The sequence below is a fragment of the Nocardia sp. GTS18 genome, assembly GCF_013839555.1.
GTDB lineage: Bacteria > Actinomycetota > Actinomycetes > Mycobacteriales > Mycobacteriaceae > Nocardia > Nocardia rosealba.
In genome coordinates, this window is sequence record NZ_JACBIU010000041.1 from 1 (window position 1) to 23009 (window position 23009).

At 69.5% G+C, this 23009-nt stretch carries 9 protein-coding genes; 7 read left to right on the forward strand and 2 right to left on the reverse strand.

Annotated elements, in window-relative coordinates:
• The 5 genes from HYG95_RS22255 to HYG95_RS22275 all read left to right on the forward strand — a co-directional run.
• Positions 1 to 934, forward strand: a 934-nt coding sequence (locus tag HYG95_RS22255; protein WP_181700715.1) for a winged helix DNA-binding domain-containing protein, incomplete at its 5' end; no start/stop codon positions are given.
• 86 nt (positions 935 to 1020) lie between these two features.
• The gene (locus HYG95_RS22260; RefSeq protein ID WP_181700717.1) at positions 1021 to 2100 is read left to right on the forward strand and encodes a dihydrodipicolinate reductase; all 1080 of its coding nucleotides are present in this window, start codon (positions 1021 to 1023) and stop codon (positions 2098 to 2100) included.
• Positions 2097 to 2576 carry a carboxymuconolactone decarboxylase family protein gene (locus tag HYG95_RS22265; RefSeq protein WP_181700719.1) on the forward strand — a complete coding sequence of 160 codons (480 nt, stop codon included), beginning with the start codon at positions 2097 to 2099 and terminating at the stop codon, positions 2574 to 2576. The genes HYG95_RS22260 and HYG95_RS22265 overlap by 4 nt, the downstream gene beginning before the upstream one ends.
• Before the next feature lie 48 nt (positions 2577 to 2624).
• Positions 2625 to 3035 carry an NUDIX domain-containing protein gene (locus HYG95_RS22270; protein WP_356982759.1) on the forward strand — a complete coding sequence of 137 codons (411 nt, stop codon included), beginning with the start codon at positions 2625 to 2627 and terminating at the stop codon, positions 3033 to 3035.
• Positions 3032 to 3523, forward strand: a complete 492-nt coding sequence (locus tag HYG95_RS22275; RefSeq protein WP_181700721.1) for a hypothetical protein — start codon at positions 3032 to 3034, stop codon at positions 3521 to 3523. Before HYG95_RS22270 ends, HYG95_RS22275 begins: the two co-directional genes overlap by 4 nt.
• Positions 3524 to 3527: 4 nt before the next feature.
• On the opposite strand, the gene HYG95_RS22280 is transcribed toward HYG95_RS22275, so the two are convergent.
• Positions 3528 to 3938: a helix-turn-helix domain-containing protein gene (locus HYG95_RS22280; RefSeq protein ID WP_181700723.1), complete on the reverse strand. Its 411-nt coding sequence runs from the start codon at positions 3936 to 3938 to the stop codon at positions 3528 to 3530.
• A 76-nt stretch (positions 3939 to 4014) separates the two neighbouring features.
• On the opposite strand from HYG95_RS22280, the gene HYG95_RS22285 reads away from it, so the two are divergent.
• Positions 4015 to 4950 (forward strand): NADP-dependent oxidoreductase, encoded by a 936-nt coding sequence (locus tag HYG95_RS22285; protein ID WP_255495625.1) that lies wholly within the window; start codon positions 4015 to 4017, stop codon positions 4948 to 4950.
• Positions 4951 to 4953: 3 nt separating this feature from the next.
• Here the strand turns inward: HYG95_RS22285 and HYG95_RS22290 are convergent, their stop codons facing one another.
• A complete protein-coding gene (locus tag HYG95_RS22290; protein ID WP_181700725.1) occupies positions 4954 to 21372 on the reverse strand; it encodes an amino acid adenylation domain-containing protein in 16419 nt (5472 codons plus the stop codon).
• A gap of 237 nt (positions 21373 to 21609) precedes the next feature.
• Here HYG95_RS22290 and HYG95_RS22295 point away from each other — a divergent pair, with 237 nt between their 5' ends.
• Positions 21610 to 22842, forward strand: a complete 1233-nt coding sequence (locus HYG95_RS22295) for a helix-turn-helix domain-containing protein (protein WP_181700728.1) — start codon at positions 21610 to 21612, stop codon at positions 22840 to 22842.
• The last annotated feature ends 167 nt before the right edge of the window (positions 22843 to 23009 follow it).

Sequence of the window (23009 nt, forward strand, 5' to 3'; positions counted from 1 at the left end):
GGCTGTGGGGGAAGCGCTTTCGGTGGGTGGGCTGGTGAAGACGTGGGCGATGCGGGGGACATTGCATGCGATGGTGCCGGGGCAGGCCGCGGCGGCGTTGGCGTTGATGGGGTCGGCTCGGACGTGGGAGAAGGCGTCGTGGGTCAAGACGTTCGGGGCCACTCCGGAGCAGGTGGCGGCGTTGGTCGAGGTGGTGTCGGGGGTGCTGGCCGAGCGGGTGCTCACACGCGAGGAGTTGGTCGAGGCGGTGCTCGCCGAGCCGGGATTCGGGCATCTGGGTGAGCAGTTGCGGTCGGGGTGGGGTGCGGTGCTCAAGCCGTTGGCGTGGCAGGGGGCGTTGTGTCACGGGCCGATGCGTGGCACGAAGATCACCTTCACTTCGCCGGGGAATCTGGTGGCGGACTGGTCCGGCCTGCCCGAGCCGGACGTGGCGGCGCCGGAGCTGATCCGGGCGTATCTGGGCGCGTACGGTCCGGCGACGCCGGAATCCTTCGATGCTTGGCTCAGCCGCAACAGCTTGCGTAAGACGGTGGTGCGCGGATGGTTCGCGGCACTGGGCGACGAGGTGACCGAGATCGAGGTGGAAGGCCGAAAAGGATGGCTGCTCACCGAATTCGTCGACGAACTCATGGCCGCGACCCCGGATGACGCGATCCATCTGCTCGGGCCGTTCGACCAGTACGTTCTCGGCCCCGGCACCGGCGACACCGCGCTCCTGGCGGCCGAGCATCGGGCGAAGGTCAGCAGGACGGCCGGTTGGATCTCACCGCTGGTGCTGGTGGGCGGCCGGATCGCGGGTACCTGGGAGCAGCAGGGTGCGCAGGTGGTGGTCACGCCGTTCGACGGCGCTCGGTTGCCGAAGCGGGCGTTGGGTGCGGCCGTGGAGCGACTCGCCACAGCGATCGGCAACGACCTCACCGTGCGCGTCGAGTAATCGGCACACCGTCACATCGGGGCGCTCGCTCGAATCCGGTTTCGCGATCCACCACGGGCGAACCAAGCGCTTGCTACGGTGAGGCGATGATCCCCACGATCGTCTGGGGCACCGGCAATGTCGGTCGCGCGGCCATCCGTTGCGTCACCGCTCATCCGGCGCTGGAACTCTCTGCGGTGCTCGTCCACGACCCCGCGAAGGTCGGCCGCGATGCCGGTGAACTCGCAGGTCTCGACACCGAACTCGGCGTGCGGGCGACCGACGACATCGACGCTGTGCTCGCTGTCCGGCCCCGTGCGGTGGTGTACGCGGCGTCCGGCGATATCCGGCCCGACGACGCGCTCGCCGACATCGTGCGCGCGATCCGTGCCGGGGCGGTCGTCGTGACGCCCGCGCTCTACGCCCTCTACGACCCGCGCAACGCGCCGGCCGAGATCCGTGACCCGGTGCTGGCGGCGATCGAGGACGGCGGTGGTTCGCTGTTCGTGTCCGGCGTCGACCCAGGCTGGGGCAACGACGTACTGCCGGTGCTGATCAGCGGGCTCGCGGGCACCCTGGATGTGGTGCGCTGCCAGGAGATCTTCGACTACTCCACCTACGACCAACCCGACTCGGTGCGTTACCTGGTGGGGATGGGGCAACCGATGGAATATCAGCCACCGATGCTGTTGCCCTCGGTGCCGACGATGGTGTGGGGCGGGCAGATCCGGTTGCTGGCCAGGGCACTGGACGTGGAACTGGACGACATCCGCGAGACCGTCGAGCGGCGTGCACTCGATGCCACTGTGCAGACGGTGCGGATGGGTGAGTTCGCGGCGGGCACGCAGGGGGCGGTGCGTTTCGAGGTGCAGGGCATCGTCGAGGGCGAGGCGCGCATCGTCATCGAACACGTCACCCGTATCCACCCGGACTGCGCACCGGACTGGCCCTCGCCACCCGACGGCGAGGGCGCGCACCGGGTGATCATCGAGGGCAGCCCGCGCATCGAGGTGAATGTGACCGCCACCGACGAGGGCGGTAACCGGGCGGCGGGCGGAAACGCGACGGCGGTGGGCAGATTGGTCAACGCGATCGACTGGCTGGTTGCCGCCGACCCAGGTCTCTACGACGCGCTCGAGGTTCCGCTGCGCGCCGCGGTCGGCAAACTCGGAAGGAAGAGCCCATGATCATCGACGTGCCGCAGGGCAAGGACCCCATCGGGTATGTGTGGGGCGAGATGGTGCCCGGTATCGGTGTCGCGGCCGCGGCGTTCTCGCTGTCGGTGTACGAGCACTCCACGCTCGGGCTGCGGGAGTTCGAGGCGGCCCGGTTGCGCATCGCCCAGATCAACGGGTGCCTGTTCTGTCAGGACTGGCGCACCGAACGCGACGGGGTGAAGGTCGAACCGGAGTTCGCCGACGCGGTCACCGAATGGCGCGACACCGACCGGTTCGACGAGCGAACCCGTTTGGCGGCCGAATACGCCGAGCGCTATGCCACCGATCATCACGGTCTCGACGACGACTTCTGGGCCCGCATGTTCGCCCACTACACCCAGCCCGAGGTGGTCGAGTTGAGCATGAGCATCGGTTCGTGGCTGGCTTTCGGCCGACTCAACCGGGTCCTCGGCTTGGACACCGCCTGCGTGCTGCCTGGGCATTGAGCCGCACGGACGCGCCCGGCGGGCCCGGGTGGGGTTAGGCTGCGGGCCGTGGAGTCTCCGATTCGGCAGCTGATCGACACCGTGGCCTGGGTCCTGATCGACAACGGGCGCATCCTGTGTGCCCGGCCGCGCGGCAAGGATGTCTTCTACATTCCCGGCGGCAAACGCGAGGGCGCGGAAACGGATCTCGAGACGCTGGTGCGTGAGGTCGCCGAGGAACTGACCGTGGAGTTGTCGGCCGAGACCGCGGTCCATGTGGGCACCTATGAGGCACATGTTTCCCACGACGAGAACACCGTGGTGCGGATGGCCTGTTACACCGCCGAGTACCGGGGTGTGCTGACGGCGAGCAGCGAGATCGAGGCGCTGGCGTGGTTCGGTTTCGGCGACCGGGATCTGGTTCCGCCGGTCGACCAGTTGCTCTTCGACGACCTCGCCGCCTCGGGGGCTCTGCGGTGATCGCCGCGGCGGCCCGCTCGGCGAGCTTCGAGCTGGTCGCGGTGCCGCTGGCTTTCACCCGGGTCCGTACCCGGGTGCGGGTGGCGCGGCGGATGCTGCGGGAACCGGTGGGTGCTCACGGTGTGTCGCTGCCACGCTGCCTGGTGCATTCGGTGCTGTCGGCGGGGGTGGGTGTCGTCGGGTGGTTCCTGGTGCTGCTGAGCGTGCTGGTGCTCGTTCGCGGTCTGGCCTACCCGCTGCTGGTGGGTGACGGATACCGGAATGCCTGGGGTGGGCCGACTCTGGTCGGCGCGTGGGCGGTGCACGCGCTGCTCGCGGTGGTCCTCGCACCACTGTTCCTGGCCGTGGTCGCGGCACTGGGGCGGTTACAGGTCAGGTTGATCCACACCGTGCTGGGCGGTCACCGGTCGTGGTGGCCGGTCCCGCTCGCTGTGCTGCTCACGGCGGCGGGCACGCTGTTCTTCATCGCCTGGTCACACCAGATCTGAGCGGTCACGCCTCGCCGGGAGTTCGGGCTTCGTAGGTGGAGCGCGCGTGCTCGACTTCGTCCATATGTTGTTCGGCCCAGGTTTTCACCGCCTGCATCACCGGCAGCAAGGAATGACCGAGCTCGGTGAGCTGGTAGTCGACGCGCACCGGGACGCTCGGTCGCACTGTGCGCGTGATCAAGCCGTCGCGTTCCAGGTTTCGCAGGGTCTGGGTGAGCATCTTCTGGCTCACGCTGGCCAATCGGCGTTGCAGGTCGCTGTAGCGCTGGGGGCCGTCGGCCAGAGCATTGACGGTCAGGCTCACCCATTTGTCCGAGATCCGGTCCAGCAGTTTGCGCGCGGGACATTCGGCGAGGTAGGCGTCGTAGGCGGCGCTGCGTTCGGCGCGCAGTTGTGCTGCGGTACGGGTGGGCATGGGGAACCTCCGCGTGCGGTGGGCACTTCGAAGTGCGTACTTCCCGGTGGAGTGTAGCTCTCCAATAGTGGTGTGCATGAACGATGTACAGACGATGCGTGCCGTTGTCGCTCACGGTTACGGTGGCCCCGAGGTGTTGCGGCTGGTCGAGGTGCCGGTTCCCGAGCCCGGTGTCGGGCAGGTCCGGATCCGGGTGCGGGCGGCGACGGTGAATCCGGTCGACCTGGTCACGCGGGCGGGCGCCCTGGTCGAGGCCGGGCTGATGGCGGTGCGGGAGGTCACCGGAATCGGATGGGACGTCGCGGGCGTGGTCGACCGGCTCGGTCCGGGAGTGCCGGAATTCTCGGAAGGGCAGCGGGTGATCGGTCTGCGTGACCTGCTGGATGTGTCCGTCGGTACCTATGCCGAGTACGTGGTTCTCGATGTGGGCGCGGTGGCGCCGACTCCATCCAGGCTCTCGGACGTCGAGGCGGCGACGCTGCCGCTCAACGGCCTGACCGCCACGCAGTCTCTCGATCTGCTCGGGTTGGCACCGGGCGACACCCTGTTGGTGACCGGCGCGAATGGTGCCGTCGGCGGGTTCGCCGTGGAAATCGCGGCGCAGCAGGGACTTCGGGTGGTCGCCCAGGGTTCCGATGCGGAGTTTCTCGGCTCGATCGGTGCGGAGTGGACCGTCGCCCGCGATGCCGATCTGATCGCGGAGGTTCGCCGCTCGGTTCCCGGCGGTGTGCACGGCGCCCTCGACACCGCCGGCCTGGGCGGCCGGGCCTTGGCCGCGGTACGCAATCGTGGCCGGTTCGTCACCGTGGTCGGTGGCGGCGATCCGATTCCGTTGCGTGGCATCACGGTTCAGCACGAATGGATCCACGCCGACGGGGCGGGGCTCGCGCGCCTCGCCGACCGCGAACTCACCACCCGTGTCGCCGCGACTCTGCCGCTCGACGCCGCCGCACAGGCCCATTCCCGCCTCGCCGCGGGCGGGCTCACCGGTCGTCTCGTGTTGATCCCGTGACGGCTATTCGTCGAGCCGACGCAGGGTCCGGGCGATTTCGGCGAGGGCGGCGGGTTCGGTCATTCGCCAGTGGGTGGCTGCGATCGGGTGGTTGTGCACCGTTCCGGTGACCGCGTCCGCCCACGACGTCGCGCCGGTGGCGCCGGTCGGGTCGTCGGTGGCGGTGAAGTAGGTGAGGGGGCCGTGGAAGGGGCGGGGGCGGTAGGCGGCGTCGAGTGCGATGGAGGTGGTCGCACCGTCGATGATCCGGTCGACGCGTGCTTCGTCGACGGGCACGTCGGGTGCCGACAGCGCGCACAGTTGGCGGGCCAGGGCCCGTGCGTCGACCTCGTCGCCGGCTGCGGCGAACCCGCCGAGCAGGTCGGCGGCGGTGGCTTCGCCGGCCGTCGCGGGTGAGGCGCTGGTGAGGCGGCTGTCGAGCATGCCGAGCAGCGCCACCTGTTCCCCGTCTTCCTGCAATTGCACCGCCATGGCGTGGGCGATCACGCCACCCAGCGACCAGCCGAGCAGGTGGTAGGGCCCTTCGGGCTGGACCGCACGCAGGTGCTTGAGGTAGAGCAGTGCCCATTGTTCGATCGAATCCGGCAGCGGCTCCGTGGAACTCAGCGCCGGTGATTGCAGACCGTAGACGGGTCGGTCCAGGTGTGCGGTGAGACCACTGAACGACCAGGCCAGGCCGCTGACGGGGTGCACACAGAACAGGGGTTCGCCGGTGCCGGTGGTGCGCAACGGGAGCAGGATGTCGAAGGCGGTGTCGGAGCCGGTGGAGTCCGTCCCGGCCGCCCGTAGCGCGGTGAGGATCCCGGCGGGGGTGGGGGCGGTGAAGATCCAGGTGACGGGGACGGTCGCGGCGAGCGCGTCGCCGAGCTGGGCGGCCAGCCGGGTGGCCAGCAGTGAGGTGCCGCCGAGTTCGAAGAAGTGATCGTCCATGCCGACCCGGTCCAGGCGCAGTACGTCGGCGAAGACCGCGCACACCGCCTGCTCCACCGCACCGGCCGGCGCACGGTAGGTGCGGGTGGCGAACGTCGGTGCGGGCAGGGCGTCGCGGTCGAGTTTGCCGTGTGCGGTGAGCGGAATCCGGTCCAGGACCACGATCGCCGCGGGCATCATGTGGGCTGGCAGCTGGTGGGCGGCCCACTCGCTGAGCCGTTCGACGGTGACCGTCCTGCCTTGTGTGGCAACAACATAGGACACCAGCACGGTTTCGCCGGCCTGGTTGGCGCGGCCGAGGGTGACGGCGGACGCCACATCGGGATGCTCGGTGAGGACCGAGTCGATCTCGGTGAGCTCGATGCGGAAGCCACGGATCTTGGTCTGGAAGTCGGTGCGGCCCCGGTAGTCGAGTTCGCCGTCGGCGGTCCAGGCCGCGAGGTCGCCGGTGCGGTACATGCGTTCGCCCGGGGTGAAGGGGTCGGCGACGAACCGTTCGGCGGTGAGGTCCGGGCGGGCCAGGTACCCGGTGGCCAATTGTGTTCCACCCAGGTACAACTCGCCGGTGACTCCGGTGGGAACGGGGTTCAGGTGCGCGTCGAGAACGTAGACCCGGCTGTTGTGGACGGGTCGGCCGACCGGCACGGTGGTGGTGTCGCGCGGAGTCACCCGGTGACTGGTGATCGACACGGCGGCCTCGGTGGGTCCGTACACGTTGAACAGCGCAGCCTGCGGCGCCGCGGTTTGGATGCGGCGCGCCAGGGACACCGGCAATGCCTCACCGATGGCGAGGACGCGGCGCAGCGAGCTGGGCAGTTCCTCGGTGAGCAGGGCATCGAGCATCGAGGGCACGGCGTGCAGAGTGGTGACGTTCTCGGTGCGCATCAACTCCGCCAGGTAGGCGGGGTCGCGGTGTCCGCCCGCGGACGCGAGCACGATGCGCCCACCGCTCACCGCGGTGGACCAGAACTCCCACACCGACAGATCGAAGGTCGCGGCGGTCTTCAGCAACACGGCATCGTCGGCGCGGAGACCGAATTCGCTGGCCTTCCACCGCAACTGGTTGACGATCGCGGCGTGCGGCACCGCGACACCCTTGGGGCGGCCGGTCGATCCCGATGTGAAGATCACATAGGCGGTGTCGGCCACCCGGACAGGGGCTACCCGTTCGGCGTCCACGAGCGGTTGCGGCGAGTAGCCGCCCAGATCCAGCTGCTCGACCGGCACGGCATCGTGCGAACCGGTCGCGGCGAGCCAGGTGTCGGCCTGGGTGAGAGTCAGCAGTGGAGCCGCGGTGTCGAGGATGTAGCGGATGCGTGCCTGCGGTTGGTCGGGGTCGACGGGTACGTACGCACCACCGGCGGCCGTGACCGCGTACATCGCGACGACCAGGTCCACCGAGCGGCGCATCGCGAGCGCGACCCGTGCTCCCGGCCCGACACCGGCGGCGACCAGATGGCGGGCCAACCGGTTGACCCGGGCGTCGAGTTCGGCGAAGGTCCAGCGCGCACCGTCTGCGACCAGGGCGACCGCGTCCGGGGTGGACCGGACGGTGGCCGCACGCAGCGAGGCCAGGGTGGCGGTCGGATCGCCCTGTCGCACAGTGTGATTCCAGGTGTGCAGGACACGGGTGCGTTCGGCGGGGTCGAGCAGGTCGACGGTGTGCAGGGGCCGGTTCGGGTCGGTGAGTACCGCCGAGAGCAGGCGGGTGAGCCGGTCGAGGAATCCCGCGACGGTGGCCGCGTCGAACAGGTCGGTGGCGTAGGTGCAGTACCCGCTGATACCGGCCGGGGCACCGTCGCCGCTGTAGCGGTCGGCGACGATCAGGTGCAGATCGAACTGGGACAGTTCACGATCCAGCTCCACCGAGCTGACGCCGACACCGGGCAGCTCCATCCGGACCTGTCCGAGGTTCTGGAACGACAACCCGACCTGGAACAGCGGATGCCGGGCGGTGGATCGGGCGGGGTTGAGGACCTCGACGAGCCGTTCGAAGGGGATGTCGGCGTGGGCGAAGGCCTGCAAGTCGATGTCGCGTTGCCGGGTGAGCAGGTCGGTGAAGCTGACGCGGTGGTCGACGCGGGTGCGGAAGACCAGGGTGTTGACGAACATGCCGATCAGGTCGTCGAGCACCGCGTCGCCACGACCGGCGACGGGCGTGCCGATGGCGATGTCGGTGCTGCCCGACAGACGGGACAGCACCACGGCGAAGGCGGTGTGCACGGCCATGAACAGGGTCGCGCCGTGGGTGCGCGACAGTTCGGTCAGGGCGGTGTGGGTGGCGGCGTCGAGGGTGAACGGCACCCGGCCACCGGCATACGTCTGGACCGCGGGGCGCGGACGGTCACGGGGCAGCTCGAGCTGGTCGGGCAGATCCGCCAGCTCGCGCTGCCAGTAGGCGAGTTGGGTGGCTGCGGTGGAGGTGGGGTCGGTTTCGTCGCCGAGCAGGTTCTGCTGCCAGATGGCGTAGTCGGCGTACTGCACGGGCAGTGGCGTCCAGGTGGGGGCGTGATGGTCGACGCGGGCACCGTAGGCCAGGACCAGGTCGCGGGTGAGTGGGCCACCGGAGAAACCATCGCCGGCGATGTGGTGCACGGCGACGGCGAGGATGTGTTCGTCGCCGGTGTCGAACAGGGCGGCGCGCAACGGCACCTCGGTGGTCACGTCGAAGGGCGTTGAAACCAGTTCTGCGACAGCGGCATTCGGGTCGGTCGTGTCAGGTGCGAGCACCAACCGTGGCACGTCGGGATGGTCGACCGGCAGGACGACCTGCGCCGGTGCCTGATCGAGCATCGGGTACACCGTGCGCAGGATCTCGTGGCGGGCGACGACATCGGTGAACGCGGCAACCAGCGCGGCGGTATCGAGCGCACCGGTCAGTCGCAAGACGACGGGAATGGTGTACGCGGCGGTCCCGGTGTCGAACCGGTTCAAAAACCACATGCGCTGCTGGGCGGGTGAGAGCGGAATGCGCTCCGGCCGTGGCTGGGCGCACAGCGCGGGCCGGGTCTGCGCCTGCGCCGAGGCGCTGATCGCCGCGGCGCATCCGGCGACAGTCGGTGCGGCGAACAGTGACCGCACCGGCACCCGGGTACCGACCGCGGCGCTCAGCCGTGCCGCCATGCGGGTGGCGAGCAGGGAGTTGCCACCGAGGTCGAAGAAGTTGTCGTCGGCACCGACTCGTTCGACGCCGAGGACCTCGGCGAAGATCGCGGCGACCGTGCGCTCGGGCCCGGTGGACGGCTCCCGGTAGCGGCGGCTGACGAATTCGGGTGCGGGCAGTGCTGTCCGGTCGATCTTGCCGGTGGCCGACACCGGAACACGATCGAGCACGACCACCGCCGCGGGCACCATGTGCGCGGGCAACAGCGTCGCCGCCCATCGGGTCAGGGCACCGGCATCGGGGGCGCGACCGGTCACGTACGACACCAGGACCGTCTCTCCGGCCGGGTTCTCGGTGCCGAGGGTGAGGGCGAAACTCACCTGCGGGTGCCGGACCAGGACGGCATCGACCTCGCCGGGTTCGATGCGGAAGCCACGGATCTTGATCTGGAAGTCGCTGCGGCCCAGGTATTCCAGCTCGTAACGGTCCTTGTGCACCCAGCGCACCAGGTCACCGGTGCGGTACATGCGTGCACCGGTCTCGCTCCACGGGCAGGCCACGAAACGTTCGGCGGTGGTCGCGCCGCGACCGCCGTAACCACGCGCCAGGCCGGGCCCGGTCAGGTACAGCTCCCCGGTGACACCGACAGGCACCGGCCGCAGCCGGGCGTCCAGGACGAGGGCCCGCATGCCGGGTACGGGGGTGCCGATGGTGATGCGCTCACCGGCGTGCAGGACGGTGTAGGTGGCACCGATGGTGGCCTCGGTCGGTCCGTATCCGTTGAGGAATGTGCGTCCGGATGCCCACGCGGACAGCAGTTCCGGTGCTACGGCCTCACCACCGGCCGACACGCACCGCAGGTCGGGCAGGCCGGCGGGATCGAGGGTGCTGAGCAGGGCCGGGGTGATGATCGTGTGGGTCACGCGTTCGGTGCGCAGCAGCTCGTCGAGTTCGGCGCCGCCGAGGGTGTCAGGGGGTGCGATGACCAGGGTGGCGCCCCGGTGGAAGGCGGTGGCGATCTCCTCGATCGACTGATCGAAGCTGGGTGAGCACACGTGCAGCATGCGGTCGTCGTGACGCAGGCGCATCAGGTTCGCCGAATGCGACACCAGGGCGGCCAGCCCGGTGTGGGTGACGCACACACCCTTCGGGGTGCCGGTGGAACCGGAGGTGTAGATCAGGTAGGCGGTGTTGTCGCGGCGCAGGGGTCGGCGGCGGTGCCGGTCACGCACGGGAGTCGACGCGCACGCCGTCGTCCGGGCGCGCACGGCCGGGTCGTCGATGATCAAGGGTCGGACCGATTCCGGCAGAACACGGGCATGCGCGGTGACGGTGATCCCCACAGCGGCGCCGGAGTCGGCGAGCATGTGCCGGATGCGGTCGTCGGGGTAGTTCGGGTCGACGGGCAGATACACCCCGCCCGCTTTCGCGACCGCCCACAGCGCGAGAATCGCCTCGTAGGAGCGGGGGATCGCGCAGGCGACGACGATCTCGGGACCGACACCTTCGCTGATCAGGACCCGCGCCAAGCGGGAGGAATCGGCATCGAGCGTGCCGTAGGTGTAGTCGTTTCCGTTGTCGCGCACAGCGATTCGGCGTTGCCCGAAGCCGGTGCCGCGGACGAGGAGCTGGGCGAGGGTACGTGCGGCGCGGTGGCGTGGCCCGGTGCCGATGCGCGCGAGCAGCTGGTCCTCGCCCCGCACCCCGACCGACAGATCACCCACCGGGACACCCGGACGGCGGGCGATGTCGGTGAGCAGACCGACCAGGCGGTGCGCCAGCACCGTCGCCGAAGACACCTCGACACCCGGGCCGTCGACGCAGACAGACATTCCGGTGCTCGATTCGGTCACCACCACCGTGAGATCGCGTGCCTCGGCCGACGGCACCGTCGAAGCACCGTCCGGGCGCACCGCATTGCGCAGTTCGAGGCGGAACTGTCCCAGCGAGCCGTGGTCGGCGCCGAGCAGATGGGTGAGGTCCTCGACCGGGATGCCGGAGTGGGCGAGCGCCCGGGTCTCGGCCCGGTGCACGCGGTCGAGCAGCGTGCCGAATGGTTCGGTGGGGTCGATGTGGGTGCGCAGCAGTAGGTCCGAGGTGTCGAGCACGATGTCGTCGGAGCCGGTGAGCCGTGCGATCAGGATCGACACCGCGGCGCTGATCGCACTGGACCAACCGGCGCCCGCACTGTCGGCCAGCCGCCGCAGATCTCGGTGCGTTGTCGCCGTACCGCGGGTGGTGGCGCGATGCGCTTCGATGCGCCGCACCGGTGTGGCCAGGTCAGCGGTGTGGACATGCTCGGTGGTGTGGAGATCGCCGCCGGTGTCGATCAACGCTTCGGTGGGCAGGGTGAGACGGCCCGGTAGGTCGGCGAGGGTGGTGCGCCAGAAGCGGGAGCGGGTGATCGGGTCGGTCGGGTTCGCGCCGAGCTTCGTCACGATATCGATCGCGCCCACCGACAGACCGGGATCGGCACCTCGATCAGACGCGATCGTCCCCGTGGCGGTCACCTCGGACAGGGCGGTGCGCAGGCGGTCGGTGACGGCGCGCGCCACTTCGTCCGACACGAGGTCGCGCCGGTATTTGACCTGCACCTGGGTGCGGGCGCCGAGGAAGACCAGGACGGTGATCGGGTAGTGGGTGTGGTCGGCGCCTTGCAGGTCGTCGATGCGCAGACCGTCGAGCGCTCCACCGGCCTGCTGCAGACCCTCGACATCGACGGGGTAGGACTCGAACGCCAGCATGGTGTCGAACAATTCGCCCCGGCCGGCGACCCTTTGGATGGCGCCGAGCCCGAGGTGATGGTGGTCGAGCAGGGTGGCCTGCTCGGTCTGCACCGCGCGGATCACCTCGCCGACATCGCCGTCGATGCGCACCCGCACCGGGACGGCGTCGACGAACAGGCCGATCATGTCGCCCACACCGTCGAGCTGCGGTGGGCGGCCGGACACGGTGGCGCCGAACACGATGTCGTCGCGACCGGTACTCGCGGCGACGACCAGCGCCCACGCGGTCTGGAACACCGTATTGGCGGTGACCTCGGTCGACGCGGCGAAGGTGGTGAGCGCGGCGGTCGCGGTGGCGTCGAGGTCGAACTCGCACAGCCCGTAACCGGTTCCGGTGGGCCGTGGCCAGGTCAGTTCCGGAGCGAGCATGGTCGGCTCGACTCCGTGTAGCAGCTCCGACCACGCCTGTTCGGCGACGGTCCGGTCCTGGCGGCTGAGCCAGTGCAGGTAGTCGCGGTAGGGACGCACCTCGGGCAGGACGCTCGCGTCACCACCGGTGGCGTAGAGGACGAGCAGTTCCTTCATCAGCAACGGCATGGACCAGCCGTCGAGCAGGATGTGGTGCCCGGTCAGCACCAGGCGGTTGCGTCCGGAACCGGTGCGGTACACCGTGAATCGCAGCAGCGGCGCGACCGCCGGATCGAATCCGGCCGCCTGGTCGGTGGCGAGCAGAGCGGCGAGCTCGGCGTCGGTCGTGTCGACCACCCGCACCGGTGCCTCGACGTTGTCGGCGATCACCTGCACGGGCGTGCCGTCGGGAGTGGTGACGAATGCCGAGCGCAGGTTCGCGTGCCGGGTGAGGACAGCGGCCGCCGCGCGACGCAACCGGTCGACGTCGAGTTCGCCGGTGAGATCGACCATGAGCTGGATGACGTAGGCGTGCACCGATTCCTCGAGCATGTCGCCCAGCGCGAGCAGCGAATGCTGTAGCGGGGAGAGCGGCAGCACGTCCGACAGCCCGGGGTGCTCGCGCCGCCAGGTGTCGAGTTCGGTTTGCGACACCTGGACCAGCGGGACATCGGACGGGGTCGGTCCACCCGCCTGCGGGTACCGCGTGTGATCGGCGAGTGCGGCTAGCCAGTCCGACCAGATGTCGGCCAGTTCCCGAACCTCGTCTTCGTCGAGAATGCCGGTGGCGTACCGGAAGTCGGCTTGCAGGCGTAGTCCGGTTTCAGTGGCGACCGCGATGGTGTTGATGTCGAGGACAGCGTTCGCGGGCAGGGCGGGGTCGTGGTCGACGTCGATGTCACCGAGGTCGTCGGTGGGCAGCCAGTCGCCGTCGGCGGGGCCGGTGGTCACCGCGCGACCGAGGTAGTTGAATCCGATCTGGGCCACCGATTCGGCCGGGAGGTGCCCGGCGCTGCGCAGCAGCCCGAAACCGATGCCGTTGTCGGGCACGGCGAGTAATTGTTCCTTGATCGTGCGCATCGTCGCGGCGAGCGCTTCGTCGTCGAAACTCGCCGGTCGCAGCTCCGACAGGTCGAGCACGACCGGATACACGGTGGTGAACCAGCCGACCGTGCGGGTGAGGTCGGCGCCGGGGACGACGTCTTCCTGTCTGCCGTGGCCCTCGAGCCGCAGCCGCAACGCGGGCGCGTCGACGCCGCGACGGGCGCGCCACACCCGCACCGCGAGCGCGAGTGCGGCGAGCAGCCCGTGGTCGGCGCCGGCCCGGTACAGGGCGGGCAATGTCGTGAGCAGTGGGTCGGTCACCTCGGATGGGATCTGCACGGTGATCGAGCGCGTAGTTGCCTCGGTGTCGACCGTGCGATCGAGGGCACGGGCACCGAGCAGCGGGTCGGCGGTCGCGAGAGCGCGCTGCCAGTAGGGCAGTTCGGCGGTGCGGTCCACGGTGGTCAGTGCGTGCGCCCAGCGCCGGAACGAGGTGCCGACCGGCGGCAGCGCGATCGGCTGTCCGGCACTGTGTTGCGCCCAGGCCAGAATCAGGTCGGGCAGCAGGATGCGCCACGAGACGCCGTCGATGACGTAGTGGTGCGCCGCCACCGCGAGCAGGTCCCCGCCGCCGTTGCCACGAACCCAGGTGAACGCGATCATGCGGGCCGCCGCCGGATCCAGTGATGTCAGCGCGGCATTCATCGCCCGGGTACCGATGCCGGTGAGGTCGTCGCCCGCTTCGATCTCGCCGATCAGCGCGTCGACCGGCACCGCGTGGGGTTCCAGCACCTCGAGCTGCCAGCCACCGTCGAGATGGCGCAGCCTGGCACGCAACATGTCGTGGCGCGCCACGACGGCGGCGATGGTGGCGACCAAACCGGCACGGTCGATGCCGTCGGGCAGGGCCAGCACCATCGTCTGGGCGAAGCGGTCACTGGACCCGGTGGTCAGGAATTCGGTGAGCACGGGGGTCAGCGGAACTTCGCCGACACCGCCGCCGGGGAGTTCGGCCAGGGTGATCGTGGCCGGGCCGTCGGTGGTCGCGACCCGGGACAGGGCGGCCACGGTGCGGTGCTCGAAAACGTCTCGGGTGGAGAAGGTGATGCCCGCGGTGCGGGCCAGCGACACCAGCTGGATCGACAGGATGCTGTCGCCGCCGATCGCAAAGAACGACTCGTCCGCCCCCACCGACGACACCCCGAGCACGCGGGCGAACAGCTCGGCCAGGCGGGTCTGCATCGCACCCATCGGCGCGGTGGTCGCCGCGGTGACGGTGATCGGGTCGGGCAGGGCATTGCGGTCGAGTTTGCCGTTGGAGGTCAACGGCCAGGCGTCCAGGACCACGATCGCCGAGGGCACCGCATGGGCGGGCAGATGGCGTGCCGCGTAGTCGATCAGGTCCGTCGGATCGGGGGTGGTGCCCTGTGCCGCAAGCACATACGACGCGAGGGTGGTCGATCCGGCGGGCGTGCGTCTGCCGACGGTGACGGCGCACTCGACCTCGGTGTGCCCGGTCAGCACGGCATCGATCTCGCCCGGTTCGATGCGGAAACCACGCACCTTCAGCTGGGTGTCGGCGCGGCTCACGTACTCGAGGTCGCCGGTCGTGCGCAGACGAACCAGGTCACCGGTCCGATACATGCGGTTACCGGGGGCACCCCACGGGTCGGCGACGAAACGGGCCGAGGTGGTGACCGGCTGGTTGCGGTAACCGCGGGCCAGGGCCGGGCCAGCCAGGTACAGCTCACCCGTGACACCCGGTGCGACCGGATTCAGGCGCGCGTCGAGGATCACGGCATGGGTGCCGCGCACCGGGGTGCCGATCGTGATCGGTTGTCCCGCAGCCAGTTCGGCGTAGGTGGAGATGATCGTGGTCTCGGTGGGGCCGTATCCGTTGAGGTAGCGACGGTGCGGGCCTTGCCATTTCGCCGGCAGTTCCGGTGTGGTCACGTCACCGCCGACCGACAGGGACACCAGGGCGTCCAGACCGGCCGGGTCGAGGGTGCCGAGCACGGCCGGGGTGATGATCGCGTGTGTCACTTCCTCGGCCGCGAGCAGGTCGGCCAGTTCGACCCCACCCATGATGTCGGAGCCCACGACCACCAAGGTCGCGCCGGTCGAGAAGGCGCACAGCCACTCGAGCACCGACGGGTCGAACCAGGGTGAACAGATATGCAGGAAGCGGTGATTCGGTTCGAGGTGGTAGCGCTCGACCGCCTCGGCGACCAGCGGGCCCAGGCCGGTATGCGTCACTGTGACGCCCTTGGGCAGGCCTGTGGAACCGGAGGTGTAGATGATGTAGGCCGGGTGGTCGACGCGCAGCGGGGTACGGCGGTCGCGGTCGGTGATCGGGGTACTCGGCCGGGCGGCGCACGACTCGGCGAAAGCGGGGTCGTCGAGGACCAGCCAGGTGACGTCGGTGGGGAGATGATCGAGGTGGGCGCTGACGGTGATGCCGATCGTGGCGCCCGAATCGGTGACGAGGTGGTGCAGGCGCTGGGCGGGGTTGGCCGGGTCCATCGGCACGAACGCACCGCCTGCCGTGCTGATCGCGACAGCGGCGGCGACCATTTCGTAGGAGCGCGGAAGTGCTATGGCGACGGGGGTTTCCGGGCCGACGCCGTGGGCGATGAGTTCGTGGGCCAGGCGTGCGGTGTGTGCGGTCAGCTCGGCATAGGTTGTCGAGTGACCGTTGTGGCGGATCGCGATCCGATCCGGTCCGAGAATTGCGCCCTGGGCGACCAGGTCGGGGAACAGCGCTGTCGGTGCCTCGGTGATGGGGCGGGTGAGCAGTGCCGTGTGTTCGGCGGTGCTGAGAATCGGCAAGTCACCGACAGGGGTTTTCGGGTTCTCGACGGCGGCCGCGAGGAGGTGAACCAAGCGCTCGGCGAAGGAATCGATCGTCTGCGGATCGAATAGAGCGGTGTCGTAATCGAACTGGGCGCCGATGTCGGCGGGTTCGGTGTGGTTGTCCATCTCGTCGGTGTCGACCGACAACGTCAGATCGAAAGAGGTCTCGTCACTGTGACGGGTGGTGGCCGGACGGATCATGACGCGAAGCAGCGGATGCGGTGCCGCTGCGCGAGGGCTTGCCGTCGACTCGGATTCGCTGAGGTGCGGGGCGCAGTGGTCTGCGTGGGCGGAGTGCAGCGCCACCATCTCATCGGGAGCCATCCCCGGTCGCGCCATGGCTTCGTCGACGACCAAAGATGCGTCAGCCAGAAGGCGCTCGAACTCGACCGCACCGAGGATGCGCAGACGCAGTACGCGGTGTGCGGCAGAAGAGTACGGGGCTGCGGCGACGATGTCGTCGGTGCCCGACAGGCGTGACAGCAACGTCGCGAACGCCGCATACACAACGCTGAACGCCGTGGTGTCGCACGCGCGGGCGGTCTCGCGCACCCGTCGGCACACGTCGGCGGGAACAGTGAAGTTCACCCGTCCGGGTCGCTTCGTGAGGCGACCGGCGCTGCGATCTGCGGATTCGGCGAGGGAAGCCGGGCCGGATGGTTGCCCCACCGCGTCTGTGGCAGGCGATGAATCGGTACCTTCCGACGAAACCCGACGAGAACGATCCGTCGGCAGCGGCAGCTCCAATGGCAGGTCGGTGAGCACCGCACGCCAGTACGCCACGTCCGAGATCGGATCACGCTGACGCGCAAGGGTTCCCAACAGGTCACCAGCGGTGCGTTCGGGGGAGTGCACGATGGCGTCGAGGACTGTGCGCAACCGGTTGGCCAGTGCCTCGGCGATATCCGCGCCGATCGCCTCGAGCCGGTACTGCAAGCCGACCCGGATCCCCGCACCGACCTCGACGCCGACCGCCACGGGGTAATGGGTGGCGTTGGCGGCCTGCACATCGACGATCTCGAGACCGTCGATCGAACCGTGTGCCTGCCGCATCCCTTCGGTGTCCACCGGGTACGACTCGTAGGCCATGAGGGTGTCGAACAGTTCCCCCGTGCCCGCGACCCGCTGGATATCGGTCAACCCCAGATGGTGACCGCCCAGCAGCGCGATCTGCTCGGACTGCACCCGCGACAACAACTCCCGCAACGACACGGCCTCGCCGATTCGCACCCGGACGGGAATGGTGTTGGCGAACAGGCCGACCATGCCGTCCACACCGTCGAGCTGGGGTGGACGCCCGGACACCACCGCGCCGAACAGCACATCGTCACGACCCAGCGCCCCGGCCAAGACCAGTCCCCATGCGGCCTGGAACACGGTGTTGACGGTGACCTCGGTGGCGGCGGCGAAACCCGCGAGGTCCTGGGCGGCATCGCACGACAACTCCACGACCGACATCCCGTGCCCGGGTGCTGCTTCGGTGGGTGGGACGGTGGCGGTGAGCAGGCTCGGCTCGTGCCCGTCCAGGGCCGCGCGCCAACTCTCGAGGGCGGCGGTGCGATCCTGGTCGGCGAGCCAGGCGAGGTAGTCACGGTAGGGGCGCACGTGCGGCAGCAGTGTGGGCGCACCGTCGGCGGCATAGCAGACGAGCAGTTCGCGCATGAGCAACGGCATGGACCAGCCGTCGACCAGCAGGTGGTGCGCGGTCACCGCCAGGTGCATGCTCGCCGGCCCGCGATAGACGGTGAACCGGAGCAGGGGCGCGGTGGTCAGGTCGAACCCGATGCGGGATTCGGCGGCGAGCAATGCGTGTGGGTCGGTGCGGTCGGTGTCGACGACGCGCCATGGCACCGTCACGTCCTCGACCACGAAACCGACAGGGGTGCCCGCCGTTGTCGTTGCGAAGGCGGTGCGCAGGATGCCGTGGCGTTCCAGCACCGCTCCCGCCGCCCGGCGTAGTCGCTCGAGGTCGACCGCACCGGTCATCTCGACCGCCAATTGCACAAGGTACGGGTCGGTCGGCGACACCTGCGCCAGGAACAGCAACCCGAGCTGCAAGGGCGCCAACGGCACCACATCGCTGAGGCCGGGGCGGGTGCGCTGCCAGTCGTCGAGCTCGGCCTGGGTGACGTCGACCAGCGGCACATCGGCGGGCGACAGGCCACCGGCCGCCGGGTGGTCCAGATGTTCGGCGAGCACCGTCAGCGCCGAGGTCCAGCCTTCGGCCAGCTCGCGCACGTCCGCCTCGTCCAGGATCAGCGACGCGTAGGAGAACGACGCACGAAGCAGCACACCGTCTTCGGTGCCGACCGCCACCGCGTTGATGTCGACGACGGCGGCCGCCGGCAGCTGTGGGTCCTGGTCGGCGGCCGGTTCACCCCAGTCCGCGGTCGGCAACCAGCTGTGGTCGGCGGCGTCGCCGGTGGAGATGCGACCGAGGTAGTTGAACCCGACCTGGCCCAGCGAACCCGGTAGTTGGGTCGGAGGGTCGAGGTGGCGCAGGATGCCGAAACCGATGCCGCGGTGGGGCACCGCGCGCAATTGCTCCTTGACGGCCTTGACCACCGACGCGGTCTGCGCGCCCGGTTGCCATGCGCTGTCGGCGTCGATTTCGCCCAGGTCGAGCGCTACCGGGTACATGCTGGTGAACCAGCCGACCGTCCGCGTCAGGTCGGCGCCGTCGACGGCGGATTCCTCACGTCCGTGACCTTCCAGGCGCACCCGGGTGGTGGATGCGCTCACGCCGCGCCGGGCCCGCCAGCTCCGCACCGCCATGGCCAGGGCGGCGAGCAGGCCGTCTTCGGCGCCTGCCCGGTAGCGGGCGGGCAGGTCGGTGAGGACGGCACGGGTGATGTCGGCGGGGACCTCGACGCTGAACGTGCGCACGGTCGATGCGGTATCGGTGGCCGGGTCCAGCCCACGTTGCCCCAGGAGTGGGTCGGGAATCCCGAGGGTTCGTTGCCAGTGGTCCAGTTCGTCGCGGCGCTGTGGTGCGGACTCGATCAATCCGTGTGCCCATCGGCGGAACGACGTACCGACCGGCGGCAGCGCGATCGGCCGGCCCGCCGCGTGTTGTGCCCAGGCGGTCACCAGGTCCGACAGCAGGATTCGCCACGAGACACCGTCGATGACGAGGTGGTTGGCGGCCACGATCAGCCCGTCGGGGCCGTCGTCGCGGGTCAGCCACGCGAAACCGATCATGCGGTGGTTGCGTGGGTCCAGTGACGCGAGGACGGAATCCATCGCCGCGGCGGCGATGTCCTTGCATCCCTCGAAACGCTGCAGCAGGTCGTCCACCGGGACCCCGCCCGGCGGCAGCACATCGAGCGACCACTGCCCGTCGCTCCCGCGCACCCCGGCGCGCAGCATGTCGTGATGATCCACGACAGCGGTCAGGATGCGAACCAGCGTCGACCGATCGATGCCCTCGGGGAGGGCGAGCACCATCTGCTGGGTAAACCTGCCGAACACCCGGCCGTCGGCGAGGGTGGCGGCGAGCACCGGTGTCAGCGCGACCTCACCCACTCCGCCACCGGGCAACTCGGGAAGCACCGGAACGGCATCGTCGCCGAGCGCGGCGACGCGCGCCAACCCGGCCACGGTGCGGTGCTCGAACACCTGCTGCGGGGTGAACGAGATACCCGCGTGGCGTGCGCGGGTCACCAGCTGGATCGACAGGATGCTGTCGCCACCGGCGGCGAAGAACGAATCCTCGGCACCGACCCGCTCCACGCCGAGGATCTGGGCGAACAGTTCGGCGATCGCCGTTTCTACCGGCCCCTCGGGTGCGCGGGAAGTCACGGCGGCGAAAACCGGTGCGGGTAGTGCGTTGCGGTCCAGTTTGCCGTTCGGGGTCAGCGGGATCTCGTCGAGCGGCACCACGAGCGTCGGCACCATATGGCCGGGCAGGGAGGACCCGACGAAACGGTTCAATTGCTCGGGATCGATCGCGGCACCCTGCTTGGCGAGCACATACGAGACGAGCGCGGTCGCCCCGGAATCGGCTTTCGCGCCGATGGTGACGGCGTAGTCGACATCCGGATGCGCGGTGAGGGCCGCGTCGATCTCGCCCAACTCCACCCGGAAACCACGGACCTTCACCTGGAAATCCGAGCGACCCAGGTACTCGAAGTCGCCGGTTTCCGTGCGGCGCACGAGGTCACCTGTGCGATACATCCGCGCTCCCGGCCCCGCGAACGGTGCCGCGACGAACCGCTCGGCCGTGAGCCCCGGCCTGCCCCGGTAACTCTGTGCCAGCGCCGGACCCGACAGATACAGCTCCCCGGCCACCCCGACCGGGACGGGTCGCAACCGCGCGTCCAGCACCACCGCACCGATCGCAGGGAAGGCGGACCCGATCGTCACCGGCTCACCGGGTGTCAACGCGGCGCTGCCGGTAGCCAGCACCGTCGCCTCGGTGGGGCCGTACCCGTTGAAGAACGCGCGGCCCGGCGCCCAGCGCTGCACCAGTGTCGGCCCGAAGGCATCACCGGCGACCACCACGACACGCAACTCGTCGAGTCCCTGCGGGTCCACAGACTCCAGTGCCGCCGGGGTGATGAGCATGTGCGTCACCCGTTGCCGGGCCACCAGCTCGGCCAGCTCCGGGCCCGCGTAGACCTGTGGCGGTGCGACAACGAGTGTCGCACCGGAGTTGAACGCCACCAGCAGTTCCAGCACGGACACATCGAAATTCGGGGAACACACGTGCAGCACGCGTGCCGAGGCATCGACCGCGTACCGTTCGCGGGCCGCCGCGACCAGACCGGCCAGACCGGTATGCGTGACGACCACACCCTTGGGCCTGCCCGTGGAACCGGAGGTGTAGATGACGTAGGCGGGATGCTGGTCGGTCAGCGGACGCACCCGGTCCAGATACGAGATCGGATGCGCCGGCTGGCCGGCGATGCGCTCGGCGTCGGAATCGAGCTCGAGCCAGCGGATCGACTCACCGAGGGTCGGCCGATGCGCCGCGCAGGTGAGACCGAGGACCGCGCCGGAGTCGGCCAGCAGGTAGGCGATGCGCTCGGCGGGTAACGAGGGGTCGACGGGGACGTAGGCGGCACCGGTCTTGGCGACCGCCCACACCGCGGCCACCGATTCGATCGAGCGGGTGAAACCGAGCGCCACCACGTCGCCCGGGCCGACACCACGGGCCAGCAGCTCCCGCGCCAGCCGGGCGGAGTACTCGTCGAGTTCGGTGTAGGTGAGCTCGCGGCGGGCACCGTCGGCGGGGGAGAAGGACAGGGCGATCGCGTCGGCGGCGGTGTCCACCGCGGCCGTCAGCAGCTGTGCGAAGAGGGGAGCGCCCGGCTTCCGATTGCCTCGACCACGCGGCGACCGACGAACTTCACCCATCCGAGTACAACATCCTCACCTGTCCGGCCCACCACTGCCTGAACGACCCACGAACCCTGCGCGGATTCTGGATCTACCGGGGGTGGACCAGGGTGTTCGGCGACCATGACACCACACGACACGCGGCTATGACACATCTCCGGTCTGTTTGCCAGCCCAAAAAGCTACCTGGAGCCCGAATTTGTGCGGATGGCACAATGCGGTCGGCGGAATTTGGGCAGCGAACGGAGCGTGCACGTGGCGGCATACGGAACCCTCACCTGGGTCGGGCACGCGCTGGCGCCGCTGACCGGGGGCATCACCGAGGACCTCATCCGCGTCACCGAGCAGATGATCCCTGTCGACGACATCGCCGCGGACCTGGGCGACATGCGCGCGGCGAGCATCGCCGAGAACATCGCCGCCGTGCAGTACGTGCTCGCCAACAACATCGACCCCGCGACCGTCGGCCCACCCCCGGGCGCGGCCGCCTACGCGCAGCGACTGGCCCGGCGCGGTGTGCCGCTGACCGTGTTGTTGCGCGCCTACGGCCTCGGCCAGTACCGGCTGCTCGACGCCGCCATCGGGCTGATCCTGGCTACCCCGGGGATCGACCACAATGCCCGCATCGCCGAACTCCTGCGCTTCGCCAGCATCTACCTCGACCGCCTCAACTCGTCCATGGGCCGGATCTACGAGGCCGAACGCGACCGCTGGCTCAGCAGCAGGCAGGCCGCGCGCCAGCAGTGGATCGCTCGGCTCCTCGACAGCGACGACGTGGATGTGCCCGCGGCCGAGGAAGCACTCGAATATCGCCTCGACCGAAGCCATCTCGCCGTGGAGATCTGGACACCGCCCACCGTCACGGGTGTCGAGGCGACCCGGGCACTGGAACAGGCACGTCAGGTGGTGGTGTCGGCGCTGCGGACCGTCGGCCGTGGCCTGGTGGCCTCCACCGGAGATCGGGCTCTGCGGATCTGGTTCCCCACCGAGGGGGAGCAGGCGATCGACGACCTGACCGCCCAGGTCGTCGCCTCCGGGTTGCCGGTGCGCGTCGCGCTCGGTTCCCTCGGCGAAGGCCTGCCGGGTTTCCGCCGTTCCACCCGCAACGCGGCCCGGGCGAAAGATCTGGCCGTGTCGGCAGGTCACACCGCGCCGCCGGTCGTCGCCTACGACGCCGTCGCCCCCTTCGCCCTGCTCACCGACGATCCCGACGAACTAACCGCCCTCGTCCGCCGCACCCTCGGCCCGCTCGCGGGTACGGGCGCCAAGAAGGAACTCCTGCGCGACACCCTCGACGTCTTCCTCACCGAGGGCGCCAGCTACTCGCGCACCGCCCGCGCCCTCGACGTCCATCGCAACACCATCCAGTACCGCATCCAGCAGATCACCACCCGCTACGGAATCACGTTGGACACCAACAGTTTCGACCTCCGCTTCGCCCTGGGCATCTGCCGCTGGCACCCCCACGTACTGACTCGGACATTCTGAGTCCACCCGGTTTGTGCTGGCCGCACAGGGCACCAGAGACCGAGGCCACAAGCCGGAGGCCGCTGCTCTGGGTCGTGGCGCCGACCAACGGGGCGGCCGGATCGGTAACGGGCAGATCCGACCACTTCTTTTATCGACGCCGGCCGACGCGAATATTCACGAGTCCT

Excerpts from the sequence above, each read along its gene's own strand:
- HYG95_RS22285 (WP_255495625.1), top strand. The coding sequence starts at position 4,015 with ATGAACGATGTACAGACGATGCGTGCCGTTGTCGCTCACGGTTACGGT.
- HYG95_RS22280 (WP_181700723.1), bottom strand. The coding sequence starts at position 3,938 with ATGCCCACCCGTACCGCAGCACAACTGCGCGCCGAACGCAGCGCCGCC.
- HYG95_RS22260 (WP_181700717.1), top strand. The coding sequence starts at position 1,021 with ATGATCCCCACGATCGTCTGGGGCACCGGCAATGTCGGTCGCGCGGCC.
- HYG95_RS22290 (WP_181700725.1), bottom strand. The coding sequence starts at position 21,372 with ATGGGTGAAGTTCGTCGGTCGCCGCGTGGTCGAGGCAATCGGAAGCCG.
- HYG95_RS22265 (WP_181700719.1), top strand. The coding sequence starts at position 2,097 with ATGATCATCGACGTGCCGCAGGGCAAGGACCCCATCGGGTATGTGTGG.